The sequence below is a fragment of the Pseudomonas sp. ACN5 genome, from assembly GCF_002303975.1.
GTDB classification, from domain to species: Bacteria; Pseudomonadota; Gammaproteobacteria; order Pseudomonadales; family Pseudomonadaceae; genus Aquipseudomonas; species Aquipseudomonas laurylsulfatiphila.
The window spans coordinates 105,232-131,318 of record NZ_MRCP01000009.1; the positions used below are offsets into that span (position 1 = coordinate 105,232).

19 protein-coding genes and 1 pseudogene are annotated in these 26,087 nt (G+C 58.1%); 19 read left to right on the forward strand and 1 reads right to left on the reverse strand.

Going from position 1 to position 26,087, the window contains the following annotated elements; genetic code table 11:
* Positions 1–57 precede the first annotated feature (57 nt).
* The 7 genes and pseudogenes from BSF40_RS17965 to BSF40_RS17990 all read left to right on the forward strand — a co-directional run bounded on the left by BSF40_RS17965 (position 58) and on the right by BSF40_RS17990 (position 8,552).
* Positions 58–873, forward strand: a complete 816-nt coding sequence (locus BSF40_RS17965; protein WP_256589552.1) for a PaaX family transcriptional regulator C-terminal domain-containing protein — start codon at positions 58–60, stop codon at positions 871–873.
* A gap of 241 nt (positions 874–1,114) precedes the next feature.
* Positions 1,115–2,332 carry a DUF3422 domain-containing protein gene (locus BSF40_RS17970; protein ID WP_095966086.1) on the forward strand — a complete coding sequence of 406 codons (1,218 nt, stop codon included), beginning with the start codon at positions 1,115–1,117 and terminating at the stop codon, positions 2,330–2,332.
* Positions 2,333–2,988: 656 nt separating this feature from the next.
* Complete coding sequence (locus BSF40_RS17975) at positions 2,989–3,429, forward strand: CBS domain-containing protein (protein ID WP_007971558.1); 441 nt, start codon at positions 2,989–2,991, stop codon at positions 3,427–3,429.
* 94 nt (positions 3,430–3,523) lie between these two features.
* Positions 3,524–4,051, forward strand: a pseudogene (locus BSF40_RS33560) (MCP four helix bundle domain-containing protein); the annotation flags it as partial.
* 387 nt (positions 4,052–4,438) lie between these two features.
* Positions 4,439–5,143 (forward strand): methyl-accepting chemotaxis protein, encoded by a 705-nt coding sequence (locus BSF40_RS33565; protein WP_371918098.1) that lies wholly within the window; start codon positions 4,439–4,441, stop codon positions 5,141–5,143.
* Between the two features lie 324 nt (positions 5,144–5,467).
* Positions 5,468–7,189, forward strand: coding sequence for a type I secretion system permease/ATPase (locus BSF40_RS17985; RefSeq protein ID WP_095966088.1), 1,722 nt, complete (start codon positions 5,468–5,470; stop codon positions 7,187–7,189).
* Positions 7,182–8,552: an HlyD family type I secretion periplasmic adaptor subunit gene (locus BSF40_RS17990; protein ID WP_095966089.1), complete on the forward strand. Its 1,371-nt coding sequence runs from the start codon at positions 7,182–7,184 to the stop codon at positions 8,550–8,552. The genes BSF40_RS17985 and BSF40_RS17990 overlap by 8 nt, the downstream gene beginning before the upstream one ends.
* Positions 8,553–8,673: 121 nt before the next feature.
* On the opposite strand, the gene BSF40_RS17995 is transcribed toward BSF40_RS17990, so the two are convergent.
* Positions 8,674–14,289 carry a putative Ig domain-containing protein gene (locus BSF40_RS17995; protein ID WP_095966090.1) on the reverse strand — a complete coding sequence of 1,872 codons (5,616 nt, stop codon included), beginning with the start codon at positions 14,287–14,289 and terminating at the stop codon, positions 8,674–8,676.
* A gap of 981 nt (positions 14,290–15,270) precedes the next feature.
* Here BSF40_RS17995 and BSF40_RS18000 point away from each other — a divergent pair.
* The 12 genes from BSF40_RS18000 (at position 15,271) to dmpH (ending at position 26,073) form a co-directional block, all read left to right on the forward strand.
* Positions 15,271–16,188, forward strand: a complete 918-nt coding sequence (locus BSF40_RS18000) for an NAD(P)-dependent oxidoreductase (RefSeq protein ID WP_095966091.1) — start codon at positions 15,271–15,273, stop codon at positions 16,186–16,188.
* Positions 16,182–16,496 (forward strand): NIPSNAP family protein, encoded by a 315-nt coding sequence (locus BSF40_RS18005; RefSeq protein ID WP_095966092.1) that lies wholly within the window; start codon positions 16,182–16,184, stop codon positions 16,494–16,496. The genes BSF40_RS18000 and BSF40_RS18005 overlap by 7 nt, the downstream gene beginning before the upstream one ends.
* A 15-nt stretch (positions 16,497–16,511) precedes the next feature.
* On the forward strand, positions 16,512–17,444 hold the full coding sequence (locus tag BSF40_RS18010; RefSeq protein ID WP_095966093.1) for a VOC family protein: 933 nt from the start codon (positions 16,512–16,514) through the stop codon (positions 17,442–17,444).
* Entirely contained in the window at positions 17,437–17,814 is a 378-nt protein-coding gene (locus BSF40_RS18015) for a YciI family protein (RefSeq protein ID WP_095966094.1), read from the forward strand. The genes BSF40_RS18010 and BSF40_RS18015 overlap by 8 nt, the downstream gene beginning before the upstream one ends.
* 10 nt (positions 17,815–17,824) lie before the next feature.
* A complete protein-coding gene (locus tag BSF40_RS18020) occupies positions 17,825–18,778 on the forward strand; it encodes a fumarylacetoacetate hydrolase family protein (RefSeq protein WP_095966095.1) in 954 nt (317 codons plus the stop codon).
* A gap of 184 nt (positions 18,779–18,962) precedes the next feature.
* The gene (locus tag BSF40_RS18025) at positions 18,963–19,910 is read left to right on the forward strand and encodes a transporter (RefSeq protein ID WP_095966096.1); all 948 of its coding nucleotides are present in this window, start codon (positions 18,963–18,965) and stop codon (positions 19,908–19,910) included.
* 86 nt (positions 19,911–19,996) lie between these two features.
* Complete coding sequence (locus BSF40_RS18030; protein ID WP_095966097.1) at positions 19,997–21,232, forward strand: MFS transporter; 1,236 nt, start codon at positions 19,997–19,999, stop codon at positions 21,230–21,232.
* Positions 21,233–21,421: 189 nt separating this feature from the next.
* Positions 21,422–22,285, forward strand: coding sequence for a VOC family protein (locus tag BSF40_RS18035; protein ID WP_007971585.1), 864 nt, complete (start codon positions 21,422–21,424; stop codon positions 22,283–22,285).
* The gene (locus BSF40_RS18040) at positions 22,282–22,986 is read left to right on the forward strand and encodes a class II aldolase/adducin family protein (protein WP_172435724.1); all 705 of its coding nucleotides are present in this window, start codon (positions 22,282–22,284) and stop codon (positions 22,984–22,986) included. The genes BSF40_RS18035 and BSF40_RS18040 overlap by 4 nt, the downstream gene beginning before the upstream one ends.
* Before the next feature lie 18 nt (positions 22,987–23,004).
* A complete protein-coding gene (locus BSF40_RS18045; protein WP_095966098.1) occupies positions 23,005–24,465 on the forward strand; it encodes a 2-hydroxymuconic semialdehyde dehydrogenase in 1,461 nt (486 codons plus the stop codon).
* Between the two features lie 10 nt (positions 24,466–24,475).
* Entirely contained in the window at positions 24,476–25,258 is a 783-nt protein-coding gene (gene dmpE / locus BSF40_RS18050; protein WP_007971588.1) for a 2-oxopent-4-enoate hydratase, read from the forward strand.
* Positions 25,259–25,269: 11 nt separating this feature from the next.
* Positions 25,270–26,073, forward strand: coding sequence for a 2-oxo-3-hexenedioate decarboxylase (dmpH, locus tag BSF40_RS18055; RefSeq protein ID WP_095966099.1), 804 nt, complete (start codon positions 25,270–25,272; stop codon positions 26,071–26,073).
* Positions 26,074–26,087: the final 14 nt, after the last annotated feature.

Sequence of the window (26,087 nt, forward strand, 5' to 3'; positions counted from 1 at the left end):
TACGATAATTCATCAGGTGCGTGCCGAATCGTGCCTGGAAGGGAGGACTGTTTCTTGTTGGAACCCGCTTCAGACGAGCTTGAAAACCCGACGCCAACGCCGCGTCAGTTGATCCTCAAATTGCTCCTGGTTGTCGAAGGTGGTGAGCTGGATGTCACCAGCGCCGTGCGCGCCTGCGCTTTGTTCGGTCTGTCTGCGAACAACACACGGGTTGCCCTTGCCCGGTTGCAGAGCGCCGAACTGATCGAAACTGTCGTGCGCGGCGCCTACCGTCTTGGCCAGGCCGGCAGAGCGCTGGGCGAAGAGATAGGCGCCTGGCGTCAGGCCGAAACGCGTCTGCGCGAGTGGGATGGCAGCTGGGTGGTGGCGCTTACGGCGGCCCTGGGCCGCAGCGATCGCAAAGCATTGCGTGCCCGAGAGCGCGCATTCGGATTGGTGGGCTTGCGCGAACTGGATGACGGATTGTTCATCCGCCCTGATAACCTGGTCGGCGGAGTGGCGCACACACGCGAACGTCTGCTGTCACTGGGCGTGGAAAACTCCACGGCAGTGTTCCAGGCGCAGCAGTTCGATCCGCAGCGAGACGCCCGGGCCCATTTGCTGTGGGACGCCAGTGAGTTGCAGAAAACCTACAGCGACGGCCAACGCACGCTGCAGGCGTCGATGGCGCGCTTGGCCGGCATGCCGATTGAGGACGCTGCCCGTGAGTCGTATGTGCTGGGGGACCAGGCCATGCGCCAGATCGTGTTCGACCCGATGCTTCCTGAGCCTTTGGTGGACTCCGCGCACCGTCGTTCATTCCGCGAGCTGGTCAAGCGATATGACGATGTCGGCCACCAGATCTGGCGCGACTTTCTCGCCCAGGGTAGATGAAACCCGGACGGTGGTTTCGCTTGCCGGCTTCAGGTATGGCAGGTCAACAAACACGCTTCGGACGGTGTCTGTCCCTGGTTCGCTACTGTTGATCCAGGGTTTGTCACCTGGCCGTGACTCATGAGTTCTCCAAACTGTCCCACCAACAACAGCAATCGATAATGCCCCGAAAGATTCGGCACCTGGCTCGGGTGGGCATTCATCGCAAGCGGCAAAAACAACTCCAATATGGCCATACAACATGCACCCGTTACGACAAAGCCTGCACAACGAACTGCACGCGCGCCCGTCACTGTATTTCGATGAGCCGGCCCATGTGTTTCATCTGGCCTTCCTCGGCAGCGATCAGGCGTGCAATGCATTCCTTGAACAATGCTGCCTTGGCACCCTCGACCTGAATGCCGCCCAAGGCATTACCCAACTCGATGGCCATGCACTGAAATGGGAGCGCCATGCCGAGTTTTTCACCCTGACACTGGTGGTCACTTCATCCTCTGATGACTTGTCCTGGACAACACTTCCCGAGGTGCTGGCGTCAAAGGTCGAAGTGCATTTGCCGGCCCTGATCAACTCGGTGCAGATTGTCGTGCGTGGTGAAACCGGCCTGGATCTGTCCCGGTACGGCTTCAAGGATCCGAGCGGTTCGTGCGTGGGCGGTGGCGATGCCATGGTCTGGAGTGATTTTCGCTTGAGCGAGGAGGGCAACAACCACATGCTGTTCGTCAACCGGCGCCTGAATGCCTACCGGCAAGGCCGGATGATACGTCGCCTGCTGGAAATCGAGACCTACAGGATGATGGCCTCGCTATCCTTGACCATGGCCAAGGACTTGAGCGCGCAGCTCGATGCTTTCGACAAGACCCTGGTCACCCTTTCCGAACGCAACGCCGACCCGGACGACAGTAATGCGAAAGCCCTGCTTGCGGACATCTCCAACCTTTCTGCGCAAGTGGTGAGCAGCGCGGCGAAAACCCGGCACCGCTTCAGTGCCACGCAAGCCTATGCGCAATTGGTGTTCGAACGTCTGGGTGAGCTGCGGGAAAGTCACGTAGGTGATTGCCAACGCCTGGGCGTATTTATCGAACGCCGCTTCAAACCTACCGTCAGGTACTGCACCGCCACCGAACAGCGCCTGGAGCACCTAGCCGAAAGCGTGGCCAACCTGGGCGATCTGTTACAAGCACGAGTCCAGGTCGAAATGGAGGAACAGAACTCGGAAATCCTGAAAAGCCTGAATGCTCGCGCCGATGCCCAGATCAAGATCCAGCGCGCAGTGGAGGGGCTGTCGATTATTGCCATTACCTACTACCTGCTCAGTTTGCTCAAGCTGGGTTACTCAGGGGTGCACCTGCTTGGCGTTGAGGTGTCCCCGCGAGAGGCCATGCTGGTCATGGCACCGCTCGCGATCGGTATTCTTGCGTTGATTGTGCTGCGTATCAGGAAAGTCAAAGAGCATTGAGGTGGTGGCCTGCGATGTCGTTGCAGTGCCTTTTCCACTTGCACATGGCGGCCGCCGGCAAAGGGGTGAAACTGATTGCAGGTGTAGCAGGCTTGCCAGGCACCCACCGTGGGTACATCCAGTTGGCGATAAACCAGTCCTCTGCCTCCGTCCTGACTTTGAACTCATGAGCACTAGCATTGTGGAGTCAGCAGGACATGCACTGTTGTAAAGCGCTGCGCTTAACAAAGTGCACCAGTCGGAAGCGACGCGCTGGGCTTTCGCCTCCATTAGCCCACAGCTCATCGATTTGCTGACCTTGGCAATTCGCTTTCTCGGGATGCCTGCTCATGCCACAGAAACTCGCCTGGATCGCAGTTACCGTGAAAACCACCCAAAGCTCGGGAGCCTGGACTTGCGCATAGGATGAAGTGTCTGTGCTGCCGGCTGGCACAAAGACTGCAAGACCTACATCAGGGTTACCTACCACATATTCCTCTGGACTCCTCCTCGGTCAACGATGATCGATGTACTGAACAGGTCATGAATAAGGTTGGTACCTCAGACAGGAATCTCAGGCTTTAAAACTGCAAAAGAACAGGCAAAGGCGCCTGGAACCGAAGGGTTTCAGGCGTTTTTTTTGCGTTTTTTATCCGTAATTATCTTCGGAGCCGTTCATGAAAACAGCCGCACAATTGCTGAAACTGAAGGTCACGCAAAACCAGCAGGTACATAGCATCGCGCCAGATCAGATGGTGTATGAAGCGCTGAAGATGATGGCTGAAAAGAATGTAGGTGCTCTACCCGTGATAGAGGATGGGCAGGTGGTTGGCGTTATCAGCGAGCGTGATTATGCGCGCAAGGTCGTTCTACAGGGGCGATCTTCGGTCGGTACTCCAGTCCGGGTCATCATGAGCGCGCCCGTCGTTACGGCAGACAGTCAACAGAGTATCGAACGTTGCATGATGGTTATGACCGACAGTCATCTGCGTCATTTACCGGTGGTGGAAGGTGATCAACTGATTGGCCTCCTGTCGATTGGTGATCTGGTGAAAGAGGCCATCGTCGAGCAGGCCGACCTGATCCGGCAACTGGAACACTATATCCGTGGACACTGAAACGACCAAGGCAAGGTGGATGCAGGGCGCATAGGCACATGCAGTATTCCAATGTGCTGCCCGTCGGGCGGGTATTAATCAGGGAGCATTTGATATGGCCAAGTTAAGCACGGCACGACGTATTGCTATTGGATTTGCAATTGCGCCGTTGGTATTAATCGGTCTGACGTTCTACGCGCTGCACGATCTGGCAACGCTCAAGGAACAGGCAATGGTGATCGTCAAACAGGACTGGCCGAAAATTGACCCGATCCTGGTCATTGCCACAGGTGTACGGGACAACGCCAGGAACACCAGGGATTTGCTGATCGACAAGGAGAACCAGCTAGCCCAACAATCGATTGAAGCCACTAAAAAACGCATCAGCCAAGCACTCGAAACACTTGAGTCATTGTTCGATTCACCGGATGGCAAGGCCGCCTATGCTGCCCTGAAACAGAACCGGGAAGCCTACGTCTCTGCATTCACCCAGGTGCAGGTGTTGATCAGACAAGGCGCATTTGATGCCGCGATGGCGCAGTTGAAGCAGCACGTCGTCCCCGCAGAACAGCAGGTTTACAAAAGCCTGGACTCCTTGATGGTGCTGCAAGGGCAGATCTTTGCCGATCGCGAAAAGTCGGCACAGGCACTGTACAACGATGCGCGACTGAACATGTTGGGATTGCTTGTGTTCTGTCTGGTCTCAGTAATCGTCGTTGCAGTCATCGTGACGCGTAGTGTCACTCGACCTTTGGGTGGAGAGCCCATGGTTGCTGCGCAGGTCTTGAGTCAAATCGCCCAGGGCGATCTGACGATTCAAGTGCCATTGAACGCGAGTGCTGACGATAGCGTAATGATGAACATGCACCAGATGCAGCAAAGCTTGAATGCGATGGTGAAGCACATCGCGGCGGCGGTCGAACGGGTGGCCAGTTCGTCCGAAGAGCTGAGCGCGGTCAGTAGCCAGACCAGCAGCAGCTTGCAGCTGCAGGGGCTGGAGATCGCGCAGGCTGCGGCAGCGGTCAATCAGATGACGGCGGCCGTCGACGAAGTCGCACGCAATGCAGTCAGCACAAGCGAGGCGTCGCGGGTGTCTGAGCAAACCGCGCAACGCGGCCGTGAGCAAGTTCAAGAAACAGTTTCCTCGATAGGAGCGCTGGCGGACGGCATGACCGATACCTCAGAGCGTATCGGGCAATTGGCCAAGGGCGTGCAAGAGATCAGCTCGGTGCTTGACGTGATTCGCAGCATCGCAGAGCAAACCAATTTGTTGGCCCTCAACGCGGCGATTGAAGCAGCTCGCGCCGGAGATGCAGGTCGTGGATTCGCGGTGGTCGCCGATGAGGTGCGAGCACTGGCCCATCGCACTCAGCTGTCGACTCAGGAAATCGAACAGATGATCGGCAATATTCGGCTCGATACCGTGCAGGCAGTTAACGCCATGCAAAGCAGCCGTCACCTGGTGCAGTCGACCCTCGAAGTCGCGCAACGCTCCGGCGAGGCACTGGAAGAAATTGCCCGTTCGATCTCGCAGATCAATGAGCGCAACCTGCTGATCGCCAGTGCCACAGAGGAGCAGGCCCTGGTGGCGCGTGAGGTAGATCGAAATCTGGTAGGGATTCGTAACGTGTCCGACCAGGTCTCAGTGGGGGGCCAGCAAACCCAGGTAGCAAGTTTGGAGTTGGCGCAGATGGCAGGAGTACTGAACGAGACGGTAGCGCGCTTTAGAGTGTGAGCTTGCACGTTTTGTCCGCTACCCGCGAAGAACTGTATTGCCCTGGCGCGGGAAGGCATTGCCTTGCAGCCCGGTTTCCCTTGCCATGGCGGCGCGCAATGCGAACGTGCCGTTTTGCAACATACCCGCCCGTCACCCACTTCAAAGCCCGATCTGCATAACCGGCACTAACCCGAGGCCGTGTTGTCAGTAATTGGCGCCTGTAGCGACGAGGACCGTCTCTGATAGCGGCACGTCAGACTGCATTTAGTGTTTCTCCCCTTGGGCAAACGCTCGCGATGGATTGCGTCCTGTACCGACTCTTTCTTAAGCGAGCAACCATCTATGGGTTTTTTTCTCAATCCGCGTCATGACATTGACGCCGCGTTATTAAGCTACCGCCGGGTGTTTTGGTCGTTGGCGCTGTTCAGTGGCGTGATTAACCTGTTGGTGCTGGTGCCGTCGCTCTACATGATGCAGGTGTACGACCGGGTCCTTACCAGTCGTAACGAAACCACTTTGTTCATGCTTACCTTGATCGCGCTGGGGCTGTTCATGTTCAGCGCCTTGATCGAGTGGGTTCGTGGCGCGGTGATGATTCGCATGAGCGCGGGGCTCGACGAAGCCTTGGGCGAGCGGCTTTTCGACGCTGCTTTCGCCCGCAGCCTTCGCGAGCACGATGCCAACCCGGCCCAGGTGCTCACCGATCTGGCGACACTGCGGCAATTGATCACCGGCCAGGGCCTGATTGCCTTGCTCGATGCGCCATGGTTGCCGATCTTTTTGCTGATAGCGTTCATCTTTCACCCATGGTTCGGCGTGCTGACGCTGGTTCTGGCCCTGATACTGATCGGCCTGGCTCTGTGGGGGGAATGGGCGACTCGAACACGCCTGGACGAAGCCAATCGGCTGGGTGTGCAGTCGTCGATTTATCTCAACAGCACGTTCCACAATGCCGAAGTCATCCAGGCCCTTGGCATGCTCGGGCCATTGCGTCAGCGCTGGAGCCTGCTGCAGCAGCGCATCGTTGCGGCCCAGGCCCATGCCAGTGACCGTAGTGCGCGTATCACGTCGATGACTCGTTTCGTACGCATTTCCGGGCAATCGCTGGCCCTGGGGCTCGGCGCGCTGTTGGTGCTCGAAGGCCAATTGTCGGCGGGCATGATGATCGCCATGTCGCTGCTATTGGGGCGCGCCCTGGCCCCCGTGGAAATCGCCATCGGCTCGTGGAAGCAATTCAACTCCGGCCGCCAGAGTTACCAGCGCCTCAGCCAACTCCTTGTCCGGCATCCAGGCGAGCGCCTGCGCATGTCGTTGCCGCCGCCCAGCGGCGCGGTGCGTGTGGAGCAGTTGTATGTCGGCCCGCCCGGTGCCTCGCAACCGATCCTGCGGGGGATCAATTTCAATTTGGTCAAAGGTGACGTGCTCGGCGTTGTCGGGCCCAGCGCCAGTGGAAAGTCAACGCTGGCCAGGGCGCTGGTCGGGGTCTGGCCAGCCATGGGCGGGTCGGTGCGCCTCGATAACGCCGAGATCAGCCAATGGTCTCACGACGCCTTGGGCCCGCACCTGGGCTACTTGCCGCAGGACATAGAACTGTTCGACGGCACGGTGGCCGACAATATTGCCCGCTTCGGTGAGCAGGACGCCGACAAGATCATCGCGGCGGGGTGTCATGCTGGCATACACGAGATGATCCTGAGGTTCCCCAAAGGTTACGACACGCCGTTGGGCCCCGGCGGGCTTGGATTGTCCGGGGGACAGAAACAGCGCCTCGGCCTGGCTCGTGCACTCTATGGGCTCCCTACGCTGATCGTGCTCGATGAGCCGAACTCCAATCTCGATGAAGCCGGAGAGCTGGCGCTGGTCCAGGCGATCGGTGCGCTCAAGACTGCTGGCAGCACCGTGGTGCTGATTACACATCGGCCTAGTGTACTGGCGGTGGTTGACCACATCCTCGTGCTCAAGGACGGCACTCAACAAGCATTCGGTCCACGGGATCGGGTGCTCAAGGCATTGCTTGCGGGGCCGAGACCGGCAGCGATCAAGGAGGCTGGCGAAGATGCATGATCTGACCCCAGGCACACAGATGTACAGCGAACAACGACCGGTCGTACGTGATAAACCCACGCCGCCAGGTGCCAATACCGACGCGGGCAGCGCGGCACGATATGGCGTGGGCTTCCTGGCCCTGGCACTGGGTAGCTTCCTGCTCTGGGCCTGCCTGGCGCCGCTCGACCAAGGTGTCGTGGGCAGCGGCACCGTAGTAGTGGCGGGCGAACGCAAAGCGGTGCAGTCGTTGGTCGGTGGCGTGGTGGAAAAACTTCTGGTCAGTGATGGCGACCGCGTCACCCAAGGGCAGTTGCTGGTGCAACTCAACACGGTGCAAGCGCAGTCACAACTGGACGTGACCCGGGGCAAATTGCTTAATGATCGCAGCGTCGAGGCTCGCTTGATTGCCGAGCGCCTGGGCACCGCCGAGATCCAATGGCCCCCTGACTTGCTGGAACACGCTGAAGAGCCGCGGCTCAAGGCAGCCATGGCCTTGCAGAGTCAGTTGTTTGCGACCCGCCGTGCGGAATTGGCCAGTCGCTTGCAGATCATCGAACACGAGACCGCCGCATTGCAGCAGCAATTGACCGGATATGAAGGTGTCAAGCGCAACTACGAAACGCAGATGCGCTTCCAGCAGCAGGAGCTGGAAGGCCTGCGTGTTTTGGCATATGAGGGCTACGTCCCGCGCAACAAACTCTTCGAGGCCGAGCGCAACGCCGCCCAATTGGCCGGGCAGATTGCTTCCGTGACAGGTGATGCCGGCAGGACTCGCCAGTCGATCAATGAAAGTCGGCTCAAGGCCTTGCAGGCTCAGCAGGAATTTCGCCGCGATGCCGAAACCCGGCTCAGTGAAGTCTCCGCCGAGGCATCAGCTTATGCCGATCAGATCAGTGCCTTTGAGTTTGAAGTCGACAACGGTGCGATCCGCGCGCCGGTGTCCGGACAGGTCATGGACGTGAACATTCATACGATTGGTGGCGTTGCCCAGGCGGGGCAAATCCTGATGCAGGTGGTGCCGTTGGATGCGCCGATGGCGATCACCGCGCGTTTCGAGCCGTTGATGGCCAACAAGTTGCGTCCGGGGTTGCCGGTGCACGTGCATTTCACGGCGCTGCAACGGGTGGATACCCCGACTGTCACCGGGACGGTGACTACGGTGTCGGCGGACCAGTTGATCGATGAACAGACTCACCAGCCGTACTTTTCCGCCAAGGTCGAAATTCCCGCAGATACCGTTGTGTCGCTACAGGCCGCCGGCCTGTCGGTGCGGCCGGGCATGCTTGCCGATGTCACGGTGGTCACGGGCGAGCGTACCTTGATGAACTACCTGATGAAACCTTTGCGCGAACGCTTGCTCGCAGCCTTCAAAGAGGAATGAGCGGCTACCCTCGTGTTTTCGAACGCCACACATTGCGGCAGGAGCGTAATGCTGTTCAGTTAAGCGAGAATGCTCCACTGTAGGAGCGGGCAGGCTTGCTATCACCAATTATGGTCTGTACTCAGGCGGTGAAATCGCTGGCGTGCAACTCCTTGACGCCCAGCAGTGCGAATTCGAACTCGGGGGTGGCGTCGGCATCGACACTGCCGTAGAGAATGCCATCGGCAAAGCGCACTTGGCCGGTGGCGTTGGCAGGGTCGAAAGCGTTGCTGGCGATGAAGGTGAAGGCATCGACAGTGCCGGTCAACGGGTTGGCGTCCAGGCCGGAGAAGTCCAGATGATCGCCTTCGATGCTCTTGAAACCGTTGAGCACATCACGCGAAGCACCGACGCCCATGTCCGACAGCGCACCAAATGCGTAGGTATCCGCACCAGTACCACCGGTGAGATTGTCGGTGCCTGCACCGCCGATCAACCGATCATCGCCGGAACCACCCACGAGCGTGTCATTGCCCGCACCACCGTTCAGGACGTTCGCGGCGCTGTTGCCCGACAGACTGTCTGCGTAGGCACTTCCCGTCAGGTTTTCGAAGAATTTCAAGGTGTCGAGCCCCGATCCCCCGGTGTTTTGTTGCACTGAGGTCGAGAGGTTGGCGGTGACACCGGACAGAGCGCGTTCAAAAGACACGGTGTCATTTCCCTCGCGCCCGTCCAGCACGTTGTTGCCGGCAGCGGCGAACAGCGTGTTGTCCAACGCGTTGCCCGTGCCATTGGCGGCGCCCGGGCTCTCGATGTACAGATTCTCGACATGGGCGCCAAGGGTATAGGTCCCCAGGCTGCTGCGCACACTGTCGACCCCTCCGGGCAACACGTTGCCCTGGGTCTCGATCACGCTGTCGTCGGCGTTGTCGACATAGTAAGTGTCGTTGCCATCACCACCACTCATGCTGTCGGCCTCTGCGCCACCATTGAGCACGTTGGCGGCGGCATTGCCTGTGATGAAGTTGCGCAGCGCGTTACCGCTGCCGTCGATCTCCGAGACACCGGTGAGCACGAGGTTCTCGAGATTGGCGCCCAGGGTCCAGCTGACTGATGCCTGCACCGTATCGATCTGCGAGGCCGAGGTATTGGTTTCCATCACGCTGTCGGACGCGTTGTCGACCAGATAGATGTCGTTGCCATCGCCACCGGTCATGGAGTCGGCGCCCAAGTCGCCATCCAGTGTGTCATTGCCCGAACTGCCCACCAGGGTATCGGCCTGGTCAGTGCCGGAGATCATGCCGCCCTGGTTCTGAGCGTTGTCGAAAATGTCCTGAACTCTATTGTTGTCGTCCGGGTTGCCTTGAAAGCCAAGGTCTGCGGCGATGTAGTCGGCCAGACGCTGGCCGACGATTTCCGCCGATTCCTCGTGCAGGTGCCAGACGTCATCGGGATACACCAGCGGATCGACTTCGTAGCGCAAGGGCAGGTCGGTGTAGTCCACCGCCAGCTTGACATCGGCACGTTCGGTGGCGATGGCTTCCTGGACGGCGCGAACATAGCCTACGCCCTCGACGATGGAGGCTATCTTTTCTTCGGAATAGCCCCGGGCACGTGCCGCATCCTCCTGATAGTGGCCGGTTTCCATGATGTACACGTTGAAGTTGCCGAACTGGGCATGCAGGTAATCGAACACCTTCAGGGTGGCGTCCTTGTAGGCAGCGGCCGCCTCTGTTTTGTCCGTGGCACGCGCGATCTCCTGGGCAGCTTCCTCGCCCTGGCCCCAAATGATGCCCATGGTGACGTTATCGATCGATTGCAGTTCGGCGAGCTGGTCCCCCAGCAACGCGACGGCACGCAACAGTGCAGGCCCTGGCTGGTTGGTGTCAGTCAACCACCAGCACAACTTGAGCTCTTCGGCGCCCAGGGTCGACAGGCCGTTGACCGTGCTACCTCCCACCGCGATGTCGATGCCGTTGCCGTCGGCATCGGTGAACTGGCTGCGGACGTCATAGGGGGTGTAGCGGTCCAGGTCTTTGACCAGCATCGAGGTGCCGGACTGATCGTCATCCTCTGTCATGCGCAGCAGGCGCGCATTGGATTGACCGAGCGTGGGCAGGTAGAGAATGTCCTGTTGGGCGCGCTCGCCAAACACGAAGTCGCTGGCGGTGAGGGTGTTGAGGTAGTTGCCGTTGAGGGCGATTTCAAAACGGTTGCCATTGGCATCCGCGTCGGCGGATTTGATGTAGGTCTTGTCGCCGGCCGCGTTGAGGGTCGTGTACAGCGTGTGATTGCTGCCATCGCCGAGACCGAGAAAGCCCAGGCCCGACACATCGATCTTGTCGACGCCAGCAGTGAAGTCATAAATCGTGTCGGTGGCAGTGATGCCGCCGGCGTCGTAATCGCGGTAACTGTCGAGTGCGTTGGTGTAGCGGAAGGTGTCAGCCCCATCGCCGCCATACAGCGAGTCGCGTCCGGCACCACCGTCGATGATGTCTGCCCCGGTGCCAGCCTTGATCGTGTCATTGCCACCGTTGCCCAGGATCAGGTCAGCACCTGCCGTGCCGTTCAGCGTATCGGCATTATCGGTGCCGACGAGGGTACTGGCTGGCGCATCAGCCACCGTCAGGGCGAAGCTGTCGCTGACCGAGGCACCCGAAGGGTCGGTGGCCTTGACCAGTACGTTGTAGTTTCCGGCCGCAGTGCTGATCGGCGTGCCGCTGAACGTCAGGCTGGTGGCATTGAAGCTCAGCCATGTGGGCAGGGCGCTTGCGTCGGCTAGGGTCGCGTTATAGACCAACGCATCCTGGTCAGCGTCGGTGAAACTGTCCTGGGTCACGGTGTAATTGAACGGCGTGCTTTCGGTGGCGTTCTGGTCGAGCAGGGGAATGGCCACCACTGGCACCGCATTGCCTGGAGTGTTCTGGTCGGCGAAGACAAAATGACTCGCCGTCAGGCTGCTCACCAGATTGCCCGCCATCGACAACTCAAAGCGATTGCCGTTGGCGTCGACGGTGAGATCCTTGAGGTAAGTACGGTTGGTCGACGCACTGTAGGTCAGTTGCAGCGTACCGTTCAGGCCATTGCCCAGCGCCGTGTAGCCGAGTGCCGAAACATCGATCTTGTCGGCGCTCACGTCGAAGTCGAGGATTTGGTCGCTGACGCTCGTGGAACTGGTGCGGTAACTGTCGAGTTTCGAGGTATAGCGGAACACATCGGCACCCGCGCCGCCGGTGAGCTTGTCCACCCCGGTGCCACCGATCAGGATGTCGTTGCCCGCGCCGCCATCAAGCGTGTCGTTACCTGCGCCACCGATCAGTTGCTCGTTGGCTGCGGTGCCAGTGAGGGTGTCATTGTTCGGGGTGCCATTGATCACCGTGGGGCCCGCGGGTACGTCCTGCACGGCGAGGGTGAAGCTGTCGCTGACGGTGGCGTTGCTGGCGTCGGTCGCGGTGACCTGGATGGAGTAAGTGCCCGACGCGGTGTCGTTGGGTGTGCCACTGAACGTGCGAGTGGCGGCATCGAATGTGAGCCAACCGGGCAGGGCGCTGCCATTGGCCAGCTTGGCGGTGTAGCTGAGGCTGTCGTTATCCGGATCGGTGAAGCTGGTGGCCGGGACCACGTAACTGAACGCGCTACTTTCGGTCGCGCTCTGATCCAGCAGCGGCGTGGCCAGCACCGGCGCCTGGTTGGTTGGTGACGACGTGGCGAAGACGAAGTTGGCGCTGGTCAGTTTGTCGAGGTAGTTGCCGGCCAGCGTCACCTCAAAACGATTGCCATTGGCGTCGGCGGTCAAGGACTTGATGTAAGTCTTGGTGCCGGTGCTGTTGAGCACAAGGTACACGGTGTTGTTCTTGCCATCCCCCAGGCCGGTAAATCCGATGGCCGACAGGTCGATCTTGTCGTTGCTGACATCGAAATCGGTGATCAGGTCGCTAAGGTTGGCACCGCCGGTGTTGTAGTTGCGGTAACTGTCCAGGCGATTGGAGAACACAAAAGTGTCCGCCCCGGCGCCACCGGTGAGGCTGTCCATCCCGGCGCCGCCGTCGAGCTTGTCGTCGCCCGCGCCGCCACTGAGATTGTCGTTTCCTGCGAGGCCGAGCAGGGTGTCGGCCGAATCGCTGCCCAGCAACGCGTCGCTGGCGCTGGTGCCGGTGACCACCCGATTGAAAATGAAGTTGCTGGCGGTCAGGGTGCTGGCGAGGTTGCCCGAGAGAATCAACTCGAAGCGATTGCCGCTGGCGTCGGCATCGTAGTCCTTGATGTAGGTGCGGTCGTTGCTGGCGCTGTAGTTGACCTGCAGGGTGCCACCACGGCCATTACCCAGGCCGGTGAAGCCCAGGCCGGCCAGGTCGATCTTGTCCTGGGTGACGTCGAAGTCGGTCACAGTGTCATCGAAGCTTGCGGTTGCATTGCGGTAGCTGTCGGACTGAGCGGCGAAACGGAACGTATCGGCGCCGGTACCACCGGTGAGTTTGTCGATGCCCGCACCGCCCACCAGAATGTCGCCACCGGCCCCGCCATTGATCGTATCGTTGCCGGCCCCGCCGTAGAAAATCTCGCTTTCGGCGCTGCCCGACAGGGTGTCGTTGCCAGCCGTACCTTGCACAGTGGTCATCGGCACCGTGTCGCTGACGTAGCTGCCGTCACCATAGATCAACGTGGCACCCTTGCTGGTGTGACTGATGGCATTGCCGATGATGGCATTGCGATCCGTGCCGTCTTCATTGCGCTCTGCAACACCGTAGGTCGAGAGGTTGCTGCCGCTGATGATGTTGCCCTGGATGGTGTTGTCGCTGCCGTTGAAGTACTTGCCTGACACGCCCAGGGTGTCGTCGTAGGACTGAATGATGATTTCCGGAACGGGGCTGCCCAGTGAATTGTTGTGGAGCGTGTTGTCGATGATTTCAACGTGGTTACTGCCGTAGATGCGAACCCCGGCGCTGGCATTGTCGTGAATATCGACGCCGCTGACAGTCACCTCGCTGGACATCTTGATCAGCACCCCTTCGGCGCCGTTGCCGTACACCTCGCCACCGGTAATGGTTATGTTGCTGGGGGAGGGGATGTCCTCGCTGCCGCGCTGCACCACGATGCCATTACCGCCGTTGTTGTAGGCAATGTTATTGGTCAGGGTGAAGTCGTGGGTACTGGTCACGACGTTGAAACCGTGCCGGTCGTTGTCGTAGGCGATGTTGTTTTCAAAGGTACTGTCGCTCAGGAAATCAGCGACGAAGCCGTCCAGGCCATTGCCGTGGGACACGCTGTTCTTGATGACCATGTTGACGGTCTGCTCGTGGGGGTCGAAACCGTACCCGGAGCAATCCTTGATTTCGACACTGTCGAGGGTGACGTTGGAGTCGTAGCCTTCTTCGCCGGGAATGAAGCCATTGAACCAACCATCGATCTTGCCCGTTGTGTTGTCACGATTGCCATCAATGGTGAGATTGCTGACGCCAAAGTCGTGGGTTTCTTCGCCATAAGCGGAGCGAATAACCCCCGTGATATTGGTATCTGAACCGTCAGCCACTTTGACGTTGGTGACGCCCATGCCGTCGCCGTACAGGTAGACGTTGCTCTTGAGCATCAGGCATCCGTCAGAGGGTTCTGCGCCTGCGGAAACGATATAGGTCCCGGTTGGCATATACACCTGGCCACCGCCGGCGGCAGCCGCGGCATCAATCGCACGCTGTATTGCGGCCGTGTCGTCAGTAATCCCATCGCCTTTAGCGCCAAAACTTTGTACGTTGAAAATCATTAACTTATCTCCGTATCAGTCTAAATAGCGGCGCACGCCAATATTCCATCGACGAACAGCTTGTTAGGACTCGGAGGTGCGCAAAAGTTGTGACCGAATATCGGAAGCTCGTCAAAAAACAGATATTACTGATCAGTGGTCTGAGCGGTCTTTTATGAAAACAACTTTATTTTGACGCTCGCCGTGGACAGTGCCTCTCGGCGTTTTCCGACCCTGGACCGGAAAAGAGCACCGCAACTATGTACTGCGGGTCAGGACATGACACGGGAATCAGCGACGGTGAAAATTGCGCGTAACGAAGAGAGAGACGGACTCAGCGGTTACGGGTTTGCCGTCCAGGCATGTTGCAGTGGCCAGCCGATCTTCGCACTAGCCAGTCTTCGGAGACTGAGGTTGTGAGGATGGGGCGGCAAGAGGCTGATTTTTTGGGAAACGGAGTTTTGTGGAAAAGCGACCGGGGGTTAGTGGACATGGAAGCTAATGAACATATCTCACATAACACATGATTTAACAAGTGGGCCATGTCAGATGTTCACGATCAATTTAGATCATTGAAAGATAAAGTTTTTTCAAGATGCTAGGTTTTTGTAAGTTCACGATTAACTGTTCATGAGGAAGGCATTGACCTGGATGAATTTGCCCTGAATACCGCGGTTCGCGGCTGCTATAGGGGCGCCATAACCGATCTTGCGCTGGACGTAAAACCTGAACCAGCGTGAACTGCACAGCAACCACGCTCGCCAACAAAACCACGCGTCCTAACCGGTCGCTCTTGGTCGATTGCTGCCTCCTCATGTCCGTCATTGCTTTCCAGTCTCCTGGCTGAGGCATCGAGTCCACTTCATCCCCCCCCTTTGTATAACGCTTGCTTCTACTTATTCATAACCTGGGCTGTTTGCTCCCAAACCCGACTGCGCCTAGGTTAGCGCCTAGCCGAGCTTCAAGCTTTGCGTAAAAGAACAACAACAAGAGAGGCGAATAATGCCTGTGATAACCATCGGTATGGTGGGAATCGGCCAGCTTGGCCTTCCTATCGCAACCAACCTGCTTGCGGCCGGATTTCGCGTTGTCGGTTACCGACGTCGAGATCGCGAGGCCTTCATCCGTCAGGGTGGCATCGCGCTCGAAAGCCCAGCCGCCGTAGCGGCGCAATCAAACTTCATCCTCACTTGCCTGCCCAGCGAAGTGGCCCACATGGAAATCATGGAGGGGCCTGATGGCCTGCTTCAGTCCATAGGGCCGCAGCACACGCTCATCGAGATCGGCACCTATCACAAAGCCTTCAAGCAACGAATGGCTCAGCGTATCGAACAGCGTGGTGCACGGGTGTTGGAAGCGGAGGTCAGTGGTACTCCATCCATGGTTTCCCAACGCAAGGCTTCCTTGTTTCTGGGCGGTGACCCTGACCTGGTGGAGCACTGCAAGCCTGTGCTCGATGCGATCGCCGACATCCAGTTCCACATCGGTGGGTTTGGGTGCGCGGTCGCGATGAAATTGATCGCCAACTATCTGGTGACTATTCACACCCTGGCCGCAGCCGAGGCGCTGAACCTTGGTGTTAAAGCAGGGTTCAGCGCACAGCAGGTGGTTGAGGTGATACGCCAAAGTGCGGGTGGCTCAACGATGTTCAGCGCAAGAGCACCGATTATGGCTGATCGTCATTTCCTACCGGCGCCAGGACCTTTCGCCACGCTGGAAAAGTACATCGACATGGCCAGTGAGCTATCCGAGGAACTCGGTAGCGCCGCGCCTTTGTTCAATGCCGCCAAGCCCTACTTTCTAAGGGCTATTGAAGAAGGCATTGGTGAAGAAGATATCTCGGCAGTGATCAAGTTGATCGAAGCCGACTCCCAGGCCGACTCCCAGGCACCTTCCAAAAAAGAGAAAACAACATGCTGATTGAACAACGTACCTATCAACTCAAGCCTGGCGCCCTGCACGAATTCCTGCGTGCTTACGAGGAGGAGGGGTTGCCACTTCAGGGCGAGGCACTGGGCAATTTGATCGGTTATTTCAAGCCGGAAACGGGGGACATCAATCGGGTCATTCAGTTGTGGGGATATTCCAGCTACGAGGACCGAGCCCAACGCCGCGCGGCGCTGTCCAGCGATCCAAGATGGCGTACGTTCCTTGGTAAGAACGGTCATCTGGTGGTTACCCAGCAGGTTGAGCTGTTGAGCGCCGCACCCTTTTCCCCTATTCGTTAAGTAGGAGCATCCAAGATGATTCGTTCTCTACAACACGTAGGCGTGACTGTTCCGGATCTGGAAGTGGGTCGCTCCTTCTACGAAGCTGTCGGGCTCGAAGCCCGCATGGCAGGTGAGCATTTGGTGTTGCGATGCAAAGGGCGCGCCCAGGATCAAGTGCGACTGATGCCCGGCACCACAAAGCGCCTGAGTTATGTCTCGTTTGGTACCGATGCTGAGGGCCTGCAGACTATTCGAGAAAACCTCAGCTACCACGGTGTGGTCATCCATCCAGCACCGTTTGATATCGGGCAAGACGGATTGTGGTTTCGTGATCCGTCCGGCGATTGGGTTCACGTCAGTGACGCCGACTCCATGCCGTTAGCTCCTTTGCCGACACCAGAGTCGAACACCCCGGGCCGTTACCGCCGCATCGGTCAGCGCGGCTGCACACCGTCCTCGAAGTTGCGTCGAGTGACGCCGTTGCGCTTGGGTCACTTGATCAAATTCACCCCCGATGTGGATCGTTCGATTGATTTCTATACCCGGGTGCTAGGGATGAAAGTCTCTGATCGCGCGGGGGATAAGATCGCCTTTCTACGGTGTGGCTGTGGCGGTGATCACCATGTACTTGGCCTGGCCAAGAGCAGCCATAGCGGTCTGCATCATCTCAGTTTTGAGGTGATGGGTATTGATGAGATCGAATTGGGCGCTCAACACCTGATGAGCCTGGGCTACGAAAGCGCTTTTGGCCTTGGACGACATGTGGCCGGCTCCAACTACTTTCATTACGTCCGCGACCCTTGGGACAGCATGGTCGAATACTTCTGGGACATCGATGTCATTCCCGAAGATGACAGCGAATGGCTGGCTATCGATGGGGCGCCGCCAGACCTGATCGCCGTGTGGGCAACCAATCCGCCGCCTGAGGCTTTCATTCAAAACTTCGAGGCGGCACGTGATGAGTGATAGCTCTACGACCAAGGAACTGCTGGCAGGGATGTTGAACAAGCCGCTGTTCGTGGTCATGCGTACGCCACGGGATCTGACCCGCGTACCAGAGCTGCTGGACGCCCACTTGAAGTGGGCGATTCTAGCGCAACAACGCGGCGAGTTATTCGCTTCCGGGCCCTTTGTATCGGATCAGACTTTCCCTGGTGAGCTAGGAGGCATGAGCATTCTGCGGGCGGCGGATCAGGCCGAAGCGCTGCGTATCGTCCAGTCAGATCCTTTTATTGCCCACGGTGTTTATGACGTAGAGGTACGCAAGTGGCTGCTCATGGAAGGCGGCCTCACGCTTCACGTCAGTTTTTCCAACCAACGCTTTTCGCTCCTGTGATGGTGGTCCCATGAAGTATCAGCTTTTCACCTATCGGACGGATGTCCAGTCAAACGCTACCGGCCTCCTGGTTGGCGAATACGCCTATGACCTTGGTCAGCTTGTGGCCAAGGCCGGCCTTGAGTTGCCGACAGCTTCCATCGATACATTGCTCGAGAGCTGGGAGACGACCAATCCGCAGCTTCAAAAGCTTGCAGTGGCAGTGTTTGAAGCGCCAGCGCTCTATGAGTCGCAGCGGCTTGATCTTGCCACTTTGCACTTTGCTCCGTTTCTGGAACGTCCAGGCACGATCTATTGCGCGGGAGCAAACTATCGTGACCATGTCGAAGCCATGGCCCGTGCGTTCAACATGAAACTGTCGCTGGATCCGCGCAGCGAGGGCATTGCTCCCTGGCATTTCATCAAGCCCGGCCGCGGCAGTCTGGTCGCCCACAAGCAAGCGGTGGACTTTCCGGAAGGTGTCCGCATGCTCGATTGGGAAGCCGAGTTGGCGGTGGTGATTGGCAAGCGAGCGTCGCGTGTCTCCATTGAAGAGGCGCTCGACTACGTGGCAGGTTACACCTGCGCCAATGACCTGTCGGCGCGTGATCGACTGCGTCGCGAGCAAGTCGATCCCAGCTCGCCGTTTCGCTTCGACTGGATTGGCCACAAATGCTTCACGGGTTCTTGCCCACTGGGCCCATACCTGACGCCCGCACAATTTATCAAAGATCCCGAGAACCTGGATATCAAGCTGTCGAGGAACGGCGCGTGGGTACAGGATTCCAATACCCGCAACCATATGTACGGCGTTGCAGAGCAGATTTCCTATCTGAGCCAGACCATCGATCTGTTTCCAGGTGATGTCCTGTTGACGGGCACACCGGCGGGAGTGGGTATGGAAAGCGGTACGTTCCTGGATCGCGGCGATGTGTTGAAAGTCTGCATCGAAGGGCTCGGCGAGCTGGAAACCACTATTCGCTAATACCGTGCTGACGGCCGGGCGATCAGTGCTCGGTCGTTGAATAACTCAACTGTTTGCAGCGTCCTGACAAATGACGGTGTGCATCGCTGCACCTGAAATTTGCCAGCCGTTGTTAAGTAACGCTAACGCTGAAAGTTTCAAAAAAACTCTCTTCCGTCATACAAAAATAATAATGGTACATGAGATGAGCACACTAAGATCACATACCCGGTACGCGTCAAATGCCTGCATCGGTGCTCTGTGCATGGGTCTTCTTTGCGTTCCGCTTGCCCAGGCAACAGAGGGCGGCGGCAGTTCATACCCACTGGGTGTGAATACGGTCGGCGCGGGAAAGATGCCACCGCCAGGCTTTACCGAGTTCTTTTACTTGTCCGACTACAGTGCGAACAAGACGCTGGACGGCGATGGCGACAAGAAACAAGGCATCCACAACTTCGACCTTAATGTTCAGGCACTGTCGATTCGAGTGGATTATGTCTATCAGGACTTCACGATATTGGGAGCCAAACTGGCCAGTCGCCTTGCCTTGCCCTTGATCAAGGGTGACATCAGTTTTGATGTCGATACGCCTCGTGGTCGCGTTCATCGCAGCGACCACCAAGAAGGTGTCGGCGATCTGACGGTGGTTCCATTTGTATTGGGTTGGAGTTCTCCACGGTACCACCAGTTACTCGGTCTGGATGTGTTTGCGCCCATCGGGTCCTATGACAAGGATCGCCTTTTCAACCCGGGTCGAAACACCTGGGCTTACGGGCCCTGGTATTCATTTACCGCTTATCCGCTGGAGAATCTGGAGGTCAGCGCCAAGCTCATCTACATGATCAATGGCGAGAACTCCGAAACCAACTATCGCTCCGGCCGTGAGTTCAACGCCGACTACAACATTGGCTACAACATCACCCGCGAATGGCAGGTAGGCGTGAACGGCTACTTGTACAAGCAGCTCAGCGACGATGAAAAGAATGGCCAGACCTACTTGGATGGTAACCGTGGTCAGGTCGCCGCTATAGGCCCCGCGATCAAATACCAGACCCCGGCAATCGGGTTTGTCATGAAATGGCAGCACGAGACGATGGTAGAGAACCGAGCTGAAGGTGATCGCATCTGGCTGCAGGCTGTTTACCGATTCTGAACGTCGCGTCCTTGATGGGAAGTCATAAGAACGTGGCGGCCCATCGAACGAATATCACTGTCCAATAATTAAAATCAGGTGAAACCATGACTGGAATATCCAAGTGGCACGTACTGATCGGTGGATTCATTGCGTACCTTTTTGATGCAATGGAGATCATTCTGCTAACGCTCGCACTGCCCGTTATCCGCCAGGACCTGGGTTTCAGCCTCCACGAGGTGGGTGCGCTGGCTAGCGCTACATTGTTGGGTATTGGTGTCAGCGGAGTTGCCACAGGCTGGTACTCCGACAACTTCGGCCGGCGCAAGGCACTGATTGCATCGCTGGCGATCTTCGGTGCACTGACGTGCGTCTTTGCATTCGCCCATGATCTCTACGTACTGATGGGCCTGAGGTTTATCTCGGGTCTTGGGCTCGGTGGGGTATGGACAATCCTCTCGGCCTATATCGTTGAAACGTGGCCGCCCAAGCAGCGCGCCAGGGCCATATCCTTCGTGATCAGTGCCTTCCCGGTTGGCGCCATCGCCGCTGCCCTGGCGGCAAAGTTCATGCTGCCGGAATGGCGTTTGATGTTTTTCGTGTCCGGCGCCTCTGTGATACTGCCGATTATTTATGTGTATTTCCTGATTCCGGAATCTCCGGCCTGGAAGGCTCAACGCGATACTCAGGGCACCACTGCGCAGCGGATATCCGTCAGCGAGATTTTTTCGCCTGAGCTACTTCGTTACACCCTGCTGGGGTCTCTTGCAGCCAGCTTTGCGTTGCTTGGTTCCTGGGGCGTCAGCACGTGGCTGCCCACCTACCTGATACAGGACCGAGGCTTGAGTCTGGCGTCGATGACCAGCTTTATGGCGGTTCTCCATCTCGGGAATTTCTTTGGCCTGAACGTATTCGGCTTCATCGCCGATCGCATTGGCAAGCGGCTTACGATTGTCATATCGCTGTTACTCACATCAACGATGGCGCTGGTCTATGTCTATACCACCCAGACTCAATCGTTGATCTGGATAGGGGCGGGGTACGCATTTTTCATGGTGTTCGCAGGGTTGTTCGGTTCTTACTTCAGCGAAATGTATCCCATCCGGGTGCGAACGCTTGGGGCGGGTTTCTGTTTCAACGTGGGCCGAGGCCTGGCGGCTTTTGCCCCCGTGCTGCTCAGTGGCATTGCCAGCTTTTATAGCCTGGCGGCGGGACTGATGGTGTGCGCCGGGTTCTACGTCATCTCCGCATTGTTTGTGATCTCCATGCCTAGGAATAAAACAGTTTGCGAGGTGAGTACGCAGGCAGGCACTGCAGACATTGGAAAGCAGGCCGTCGGTTGATCTGATTCATTGGTTCCAATGCCTCGTATCCACGGATACGGGGCATTTTTTTTTCCAAAAGAACTGACTGCAGAGGGTTATACATCTATAAATTTTTCAGATAGTGAGAATAACCAATATTTGCTTCTTTTATTTATTGGGCGACGGGAAGATGAGTCCCAGACAACAATAAATAAGAGGACATCCCTCATGATCAACCTGCATGACATTCGGTATATACGGCTGGGCACCGCAAATCTGGACGAGGCACGTCGTTATGCCACTCAGATCCTTGGGTTGCAGATTGCCCGAGAAGCCAACGGCGCGGTGTACTTCCGATCGGACAGCCGAGACCATACGCTCTGCTATTACGAGGGCGATCCGCAAGAAACCACAACAGCGTTCGAAGTCAGAACAGCACAGGACCTGGAAGACGCAGCGGTGTTGCTCGAGCGTAATGAATTCAACGTACAGCATGGCTCACGTGCAGACGCTGAAGTGCGCTATGTCGACGACTTCATTCGCTTCAAAGATCCCAGCGGCAACAACATCGAGCTGGTCTTGCGTCCCCAGGCAAGCGGGCGACGCTATTTTCCGAGTCGCGATGCCGGTATCACTGGTTTCAGCCACATTGGCTTGCGCACCATGAATGCCCGGCGTGATGAACTGTTCTGGACTCAGCTGGCAAACGCCAGGGTCAGTGACCGAATTGGCGAGGCGCCGCTGCTGCGCATCGATGAGGTCCATCACAAGATCGCCTTGTTCCCTTCGTCCCACCCCGGTGTGCAACACATCAACCACCAGGTCGAGTCCGTCGATGACTTGATGCGTGCCTATTACTTCCTGGTTGAGCGGGGCATACGCATCCTCTTTGGTCCGGGCCGCCACCCCACCTCGGGCGCGATGTTCCTTTATTTCGAGGGGCCTGACGGCATGACATACGAATACTCGACAGGGGTCAGCCTGATCTCTCCAGAAAATGATGCAACCCACCAACCTCGGCAGTTTCCGGCGGAGGGTGCGGGATTCTGCGCGTGGGGTGCGAAGCCCGACATTCCGGAGTTCAAATCGTGAGTCAATTTCCAACTCCCAGCCGCGATCAGCAATCGCAAGTGCGCGTGGCAGCGCGGGCCTTGGCCCGCGCTGGTTTAGTGCATGCCTACGGGCACTGCAGCTTGCGACTTGATGAAGAGCACTTTTTGGTTTGCGCCGCGCGACCGATGGGTTTGATCCGTATTGGTGAGCCAGGAATTGTAGTGCCAATCAAAGGTGAATTGCCCGACGGTGTGCTGGGTGAAGTCCGTATTCACCAGCAGATATACCGTAGACGCCCGGACGTCCATGCAGTGATCCGAAGCATGCCTGCCCAGGTCATGACCCTGTCCTGTGCGAGGCTCACACCTCAATCGCGTCATGGAATGGGTAGTTACTTCCAGGCGCCAATCCCGCTGTGGGACGACCCGCAGCTGCTGCGCAGCGACGACCAAGCCAGCGCCCTGGCCAATCAATTAGGGCAGGGGAATGCCCTGGTCATGCGTGGCAATGGTGCCATCGTCGTCGGCGTGTCACTGGTCGAAGCGTTGACGCTGACCTGGTACCTGGAAGACGCCGCACGGATTGAATTGCAACTGCACAGCGCGGGTCTTGCAATCCAAGGACCGGTACTCGACGCACAGGCCTGCGCGCAACGGGCTGTCACCAGCGGCCGAATTTACGAACGCATGTGGGAATACCTGACAGCGGGCGACCCTGAAGCCAGCGTTCAAACACTCTAAAACAAGAAGGAACACTGTATGCCTGCGAAAGAATTCCGCCATTTTATCAATGGTGAATGGGTGAGTAGCGCCCGTACGTTCGAGAACCGAAACCCAGCCGACAACAGCCTGATCGGCTTGGTGCATGAAGCCGGCAAGGCTGAGGTCGACGCCGCCGTGCAAGCTGCGCAAGCTGCATTGAAAGGCCCTTGGGGCAGCATGACCGTCGCCCAGCGAACGGCCCTGTTGCACAAAGTGGCGGAGGGCATCGAACGTCGCCATGAAGAGTTTGTGGCTGCGGAAGTGGCCGATACCGGCAAACCCCGCGCACTCGCCGGGCACTTGGACATTCCCCGTGGCGCGGCCAACTTCAAGGTGTTCGCCGACCTGATCAAGAATGTGCCGACTGAAAGCTTCGTGATGGACACCCCTGACGGTGGCAAGGCGGTGAACTACAGCGTGCGAGCACCGCGTGGAGTCATCGCCGTAGTTTGCCCATGGAATCTGCCGCTGTTGCTGATGACTTGGAAGGTCGGGCCAGCCTTGGCCTGTGGCAATACTGTCGTGGTCAAACCATCCGAAGAGACCCCGGCCACCGCCACGCTGCTCGCCGAAGTCATGAATGAAGCCGGTGTGCCACCGGGTGTGTACAACGTTGTGCATGGTTTCGGCGGTGACTCGGCCGGTGCCTTCCTCACCGCTCACCCAGAGGTCAATGGTGTCACCTTCACCGGTGAAACCGGCACGGGCGAGATCATCATGAAGGCCGCAGCCAAGGGTATCCGCCCGGTATCGCTGGAACTGGGCGGCAAGAACGCAGGCATCGTTTTCGCCGATGCGGACTTGGAAAAAGCCGTCAAAGGGTTGGGGCGCGCCGTGTTCGAGAACAGTGGCCAGGTCTGCCTGGGTACCGAGCGCATCTACGTGCAACGTCCGTTGTTCGAACGTTTTGTCGCTGCGTTCAAAGCCCACGCCGAAGGCATCAAGGTGGGTGACCCGAACCAGCACGACAGCACCATGGGACCGGTGATCTCGCTCGGTCACCGCGAAAAAATTCTCTCTTACTGCCGTCAGGCCGTCGCTGACGGTGCCACCGTGGTCCACGGCGGTGGCATCGCCCTGGTACCGGATCATCTGGCCGAAGGCGCTTGGTTCGAGCCGACGATCTGGACCGGCCTTGCGGAAACCTCGGCCGTGGTGCGCGAGGAAATCTTCGGTCCGGTTTGCCACATTGCACCTTTTGATACCGAAGAAGAAGTCGTCCGCCTGGCTAACGACACTCCCTACGGCTTGGCCGCCAGTGTGTGGACTAGCAACCTGCAGGTCGCCCATCGTCTGGGCAGTGCACTGGACGTGGGTGTTTGCTGGATCAACTCGTGGTTTCTGCGCGACCTGCGTACCGCTTTCGGCGGTGCCAAGCAGTCGGGTATCGGTCGTGAGGGAGGCGTGCATTCGCTTGAGTTCTACACCGAGCTGCGCAACGTCTGCGTGCGGCTGTAAGGAGCTATTCATGAATAAGCAAGAGATTAACGTTCTCGGCCACCAACTGCACCAGGCCCTCTGCAATTGCGAGGCTCTGGCACCGTTGACTGACACTTATCCGGATATGACCCTGGAGCAGGCCTATCAGGTGCAGCTGTCGATGATTCAGCGACGTCTTGACGATGGCCAAAGGATCATTGGAAAAAAGATCGGGGTCACCAGCAAAGTGGTGATGGACATGCTCGGCGTCGATCAACCGGACTTCGGTCATCTGCTCTCGGACATGCTTTACGCCGATGGCGCCGCAATCGCCATCGACGGCTTGATCGCACCCAAGGCCGAAGGCGAAATCGCGTTCGTGCTCAAGGAAGACCTGCGTGGCCCGGGCATTACCGTCGCCGATGTGCTGCGCGCCACCGCCTATGTGATGCCGTGCTTCGAGATCGTCGATTCGCGCATCCGTGACTGGAAGATCCGCATCCAGGACACCGTCGCCGACAACGCCTCCGCCGGGGCTTTCGTCTTGGGCGGGCAGGGCGTGGCCCCGCGTGACGTGGACCTGGCCTGTGTCGGCATGACCCTGGAAAAGAACGGTGAAGTGGTTGCCACTGGCGCCGGCGCTGCGGCCCTCGGCCACCCGGCGAATGCCGTGGCTTGGCTGGCCAACAAACTCGGCCAGCTTGGCATTGGCCTGAATAAGGGCGAAGTCATCCTCTCCGGTTCACTGGCGGCCATGGTGCCGGTCAAGGCCGGTGATCAATTGCGCATCAACCTGGGTGGCATCGGCTCGGCCTCCGTTCGTTTCGTTTGAAGGAAATCCTTATGAATCTCTCTGCAGCAACTATCGCCCAACTGGCCGAACACCTGGAAAATGCCGAGCTCAACCGAGAGGCGGTGGCCAAGATTACCGACGCGCACCCCGACATGGACTGGGAAGACGCCTACGCCATCCAGGACACCATTCGCCAGCGCAAGGAGTCCCGCGGTGTACGTATCGCTGGCCTGAAAATGGGCCTGACTTCTTTCGCGAAGATGAAGCAGATGGGGGTCACTGACCCGATCCACGGCTTCCTCACGGACTACGGTTCTTGCCTGGACGGCTCGGCTATCGATGTCGACGGGCTGATCCATCCCAAGGTTGAAGCCGAGATCGCCTTCGTCCTCAAGTATCCGCTCAAGGGCCCGGGCATCCATGTTGGCGACGTATTGGCTGCCACTGATTTCATCCTGCCGGCGGTCGAAGTGATTGACTCGCGTTACGAGAACTTCCGTTTCGATCTCAAGAGCGTGATTGCCGACAACACCTCTTCGGCCCGCTTCGTCACTGGCGGACAAATGTGCGGCGTGCAGGGCATCGATCTCAAATGCCTGGGCGTGGTGCTGGAGAAGAACGGCGAAGTAGTCGCCACCGGTGCCGGTGCCGCGGTGCTCGGGCATCCGGCGCAGAGCGTCGCCATGCTGGCCAACATGCTCGGTGCCAAGGGGCGTGAACTGCCGGCGGGCTGCTTCATCATGACCGGCGGCATCACCGAGGCCATTGCCGTTGCTGCCGGGGACAACATCACCGTCCGCTACCAGCATTTGGGCAGCGTCTCCATGCGCTTCACTTCGTCCAGCCAGCGTTGATCCGGAGCTATCGA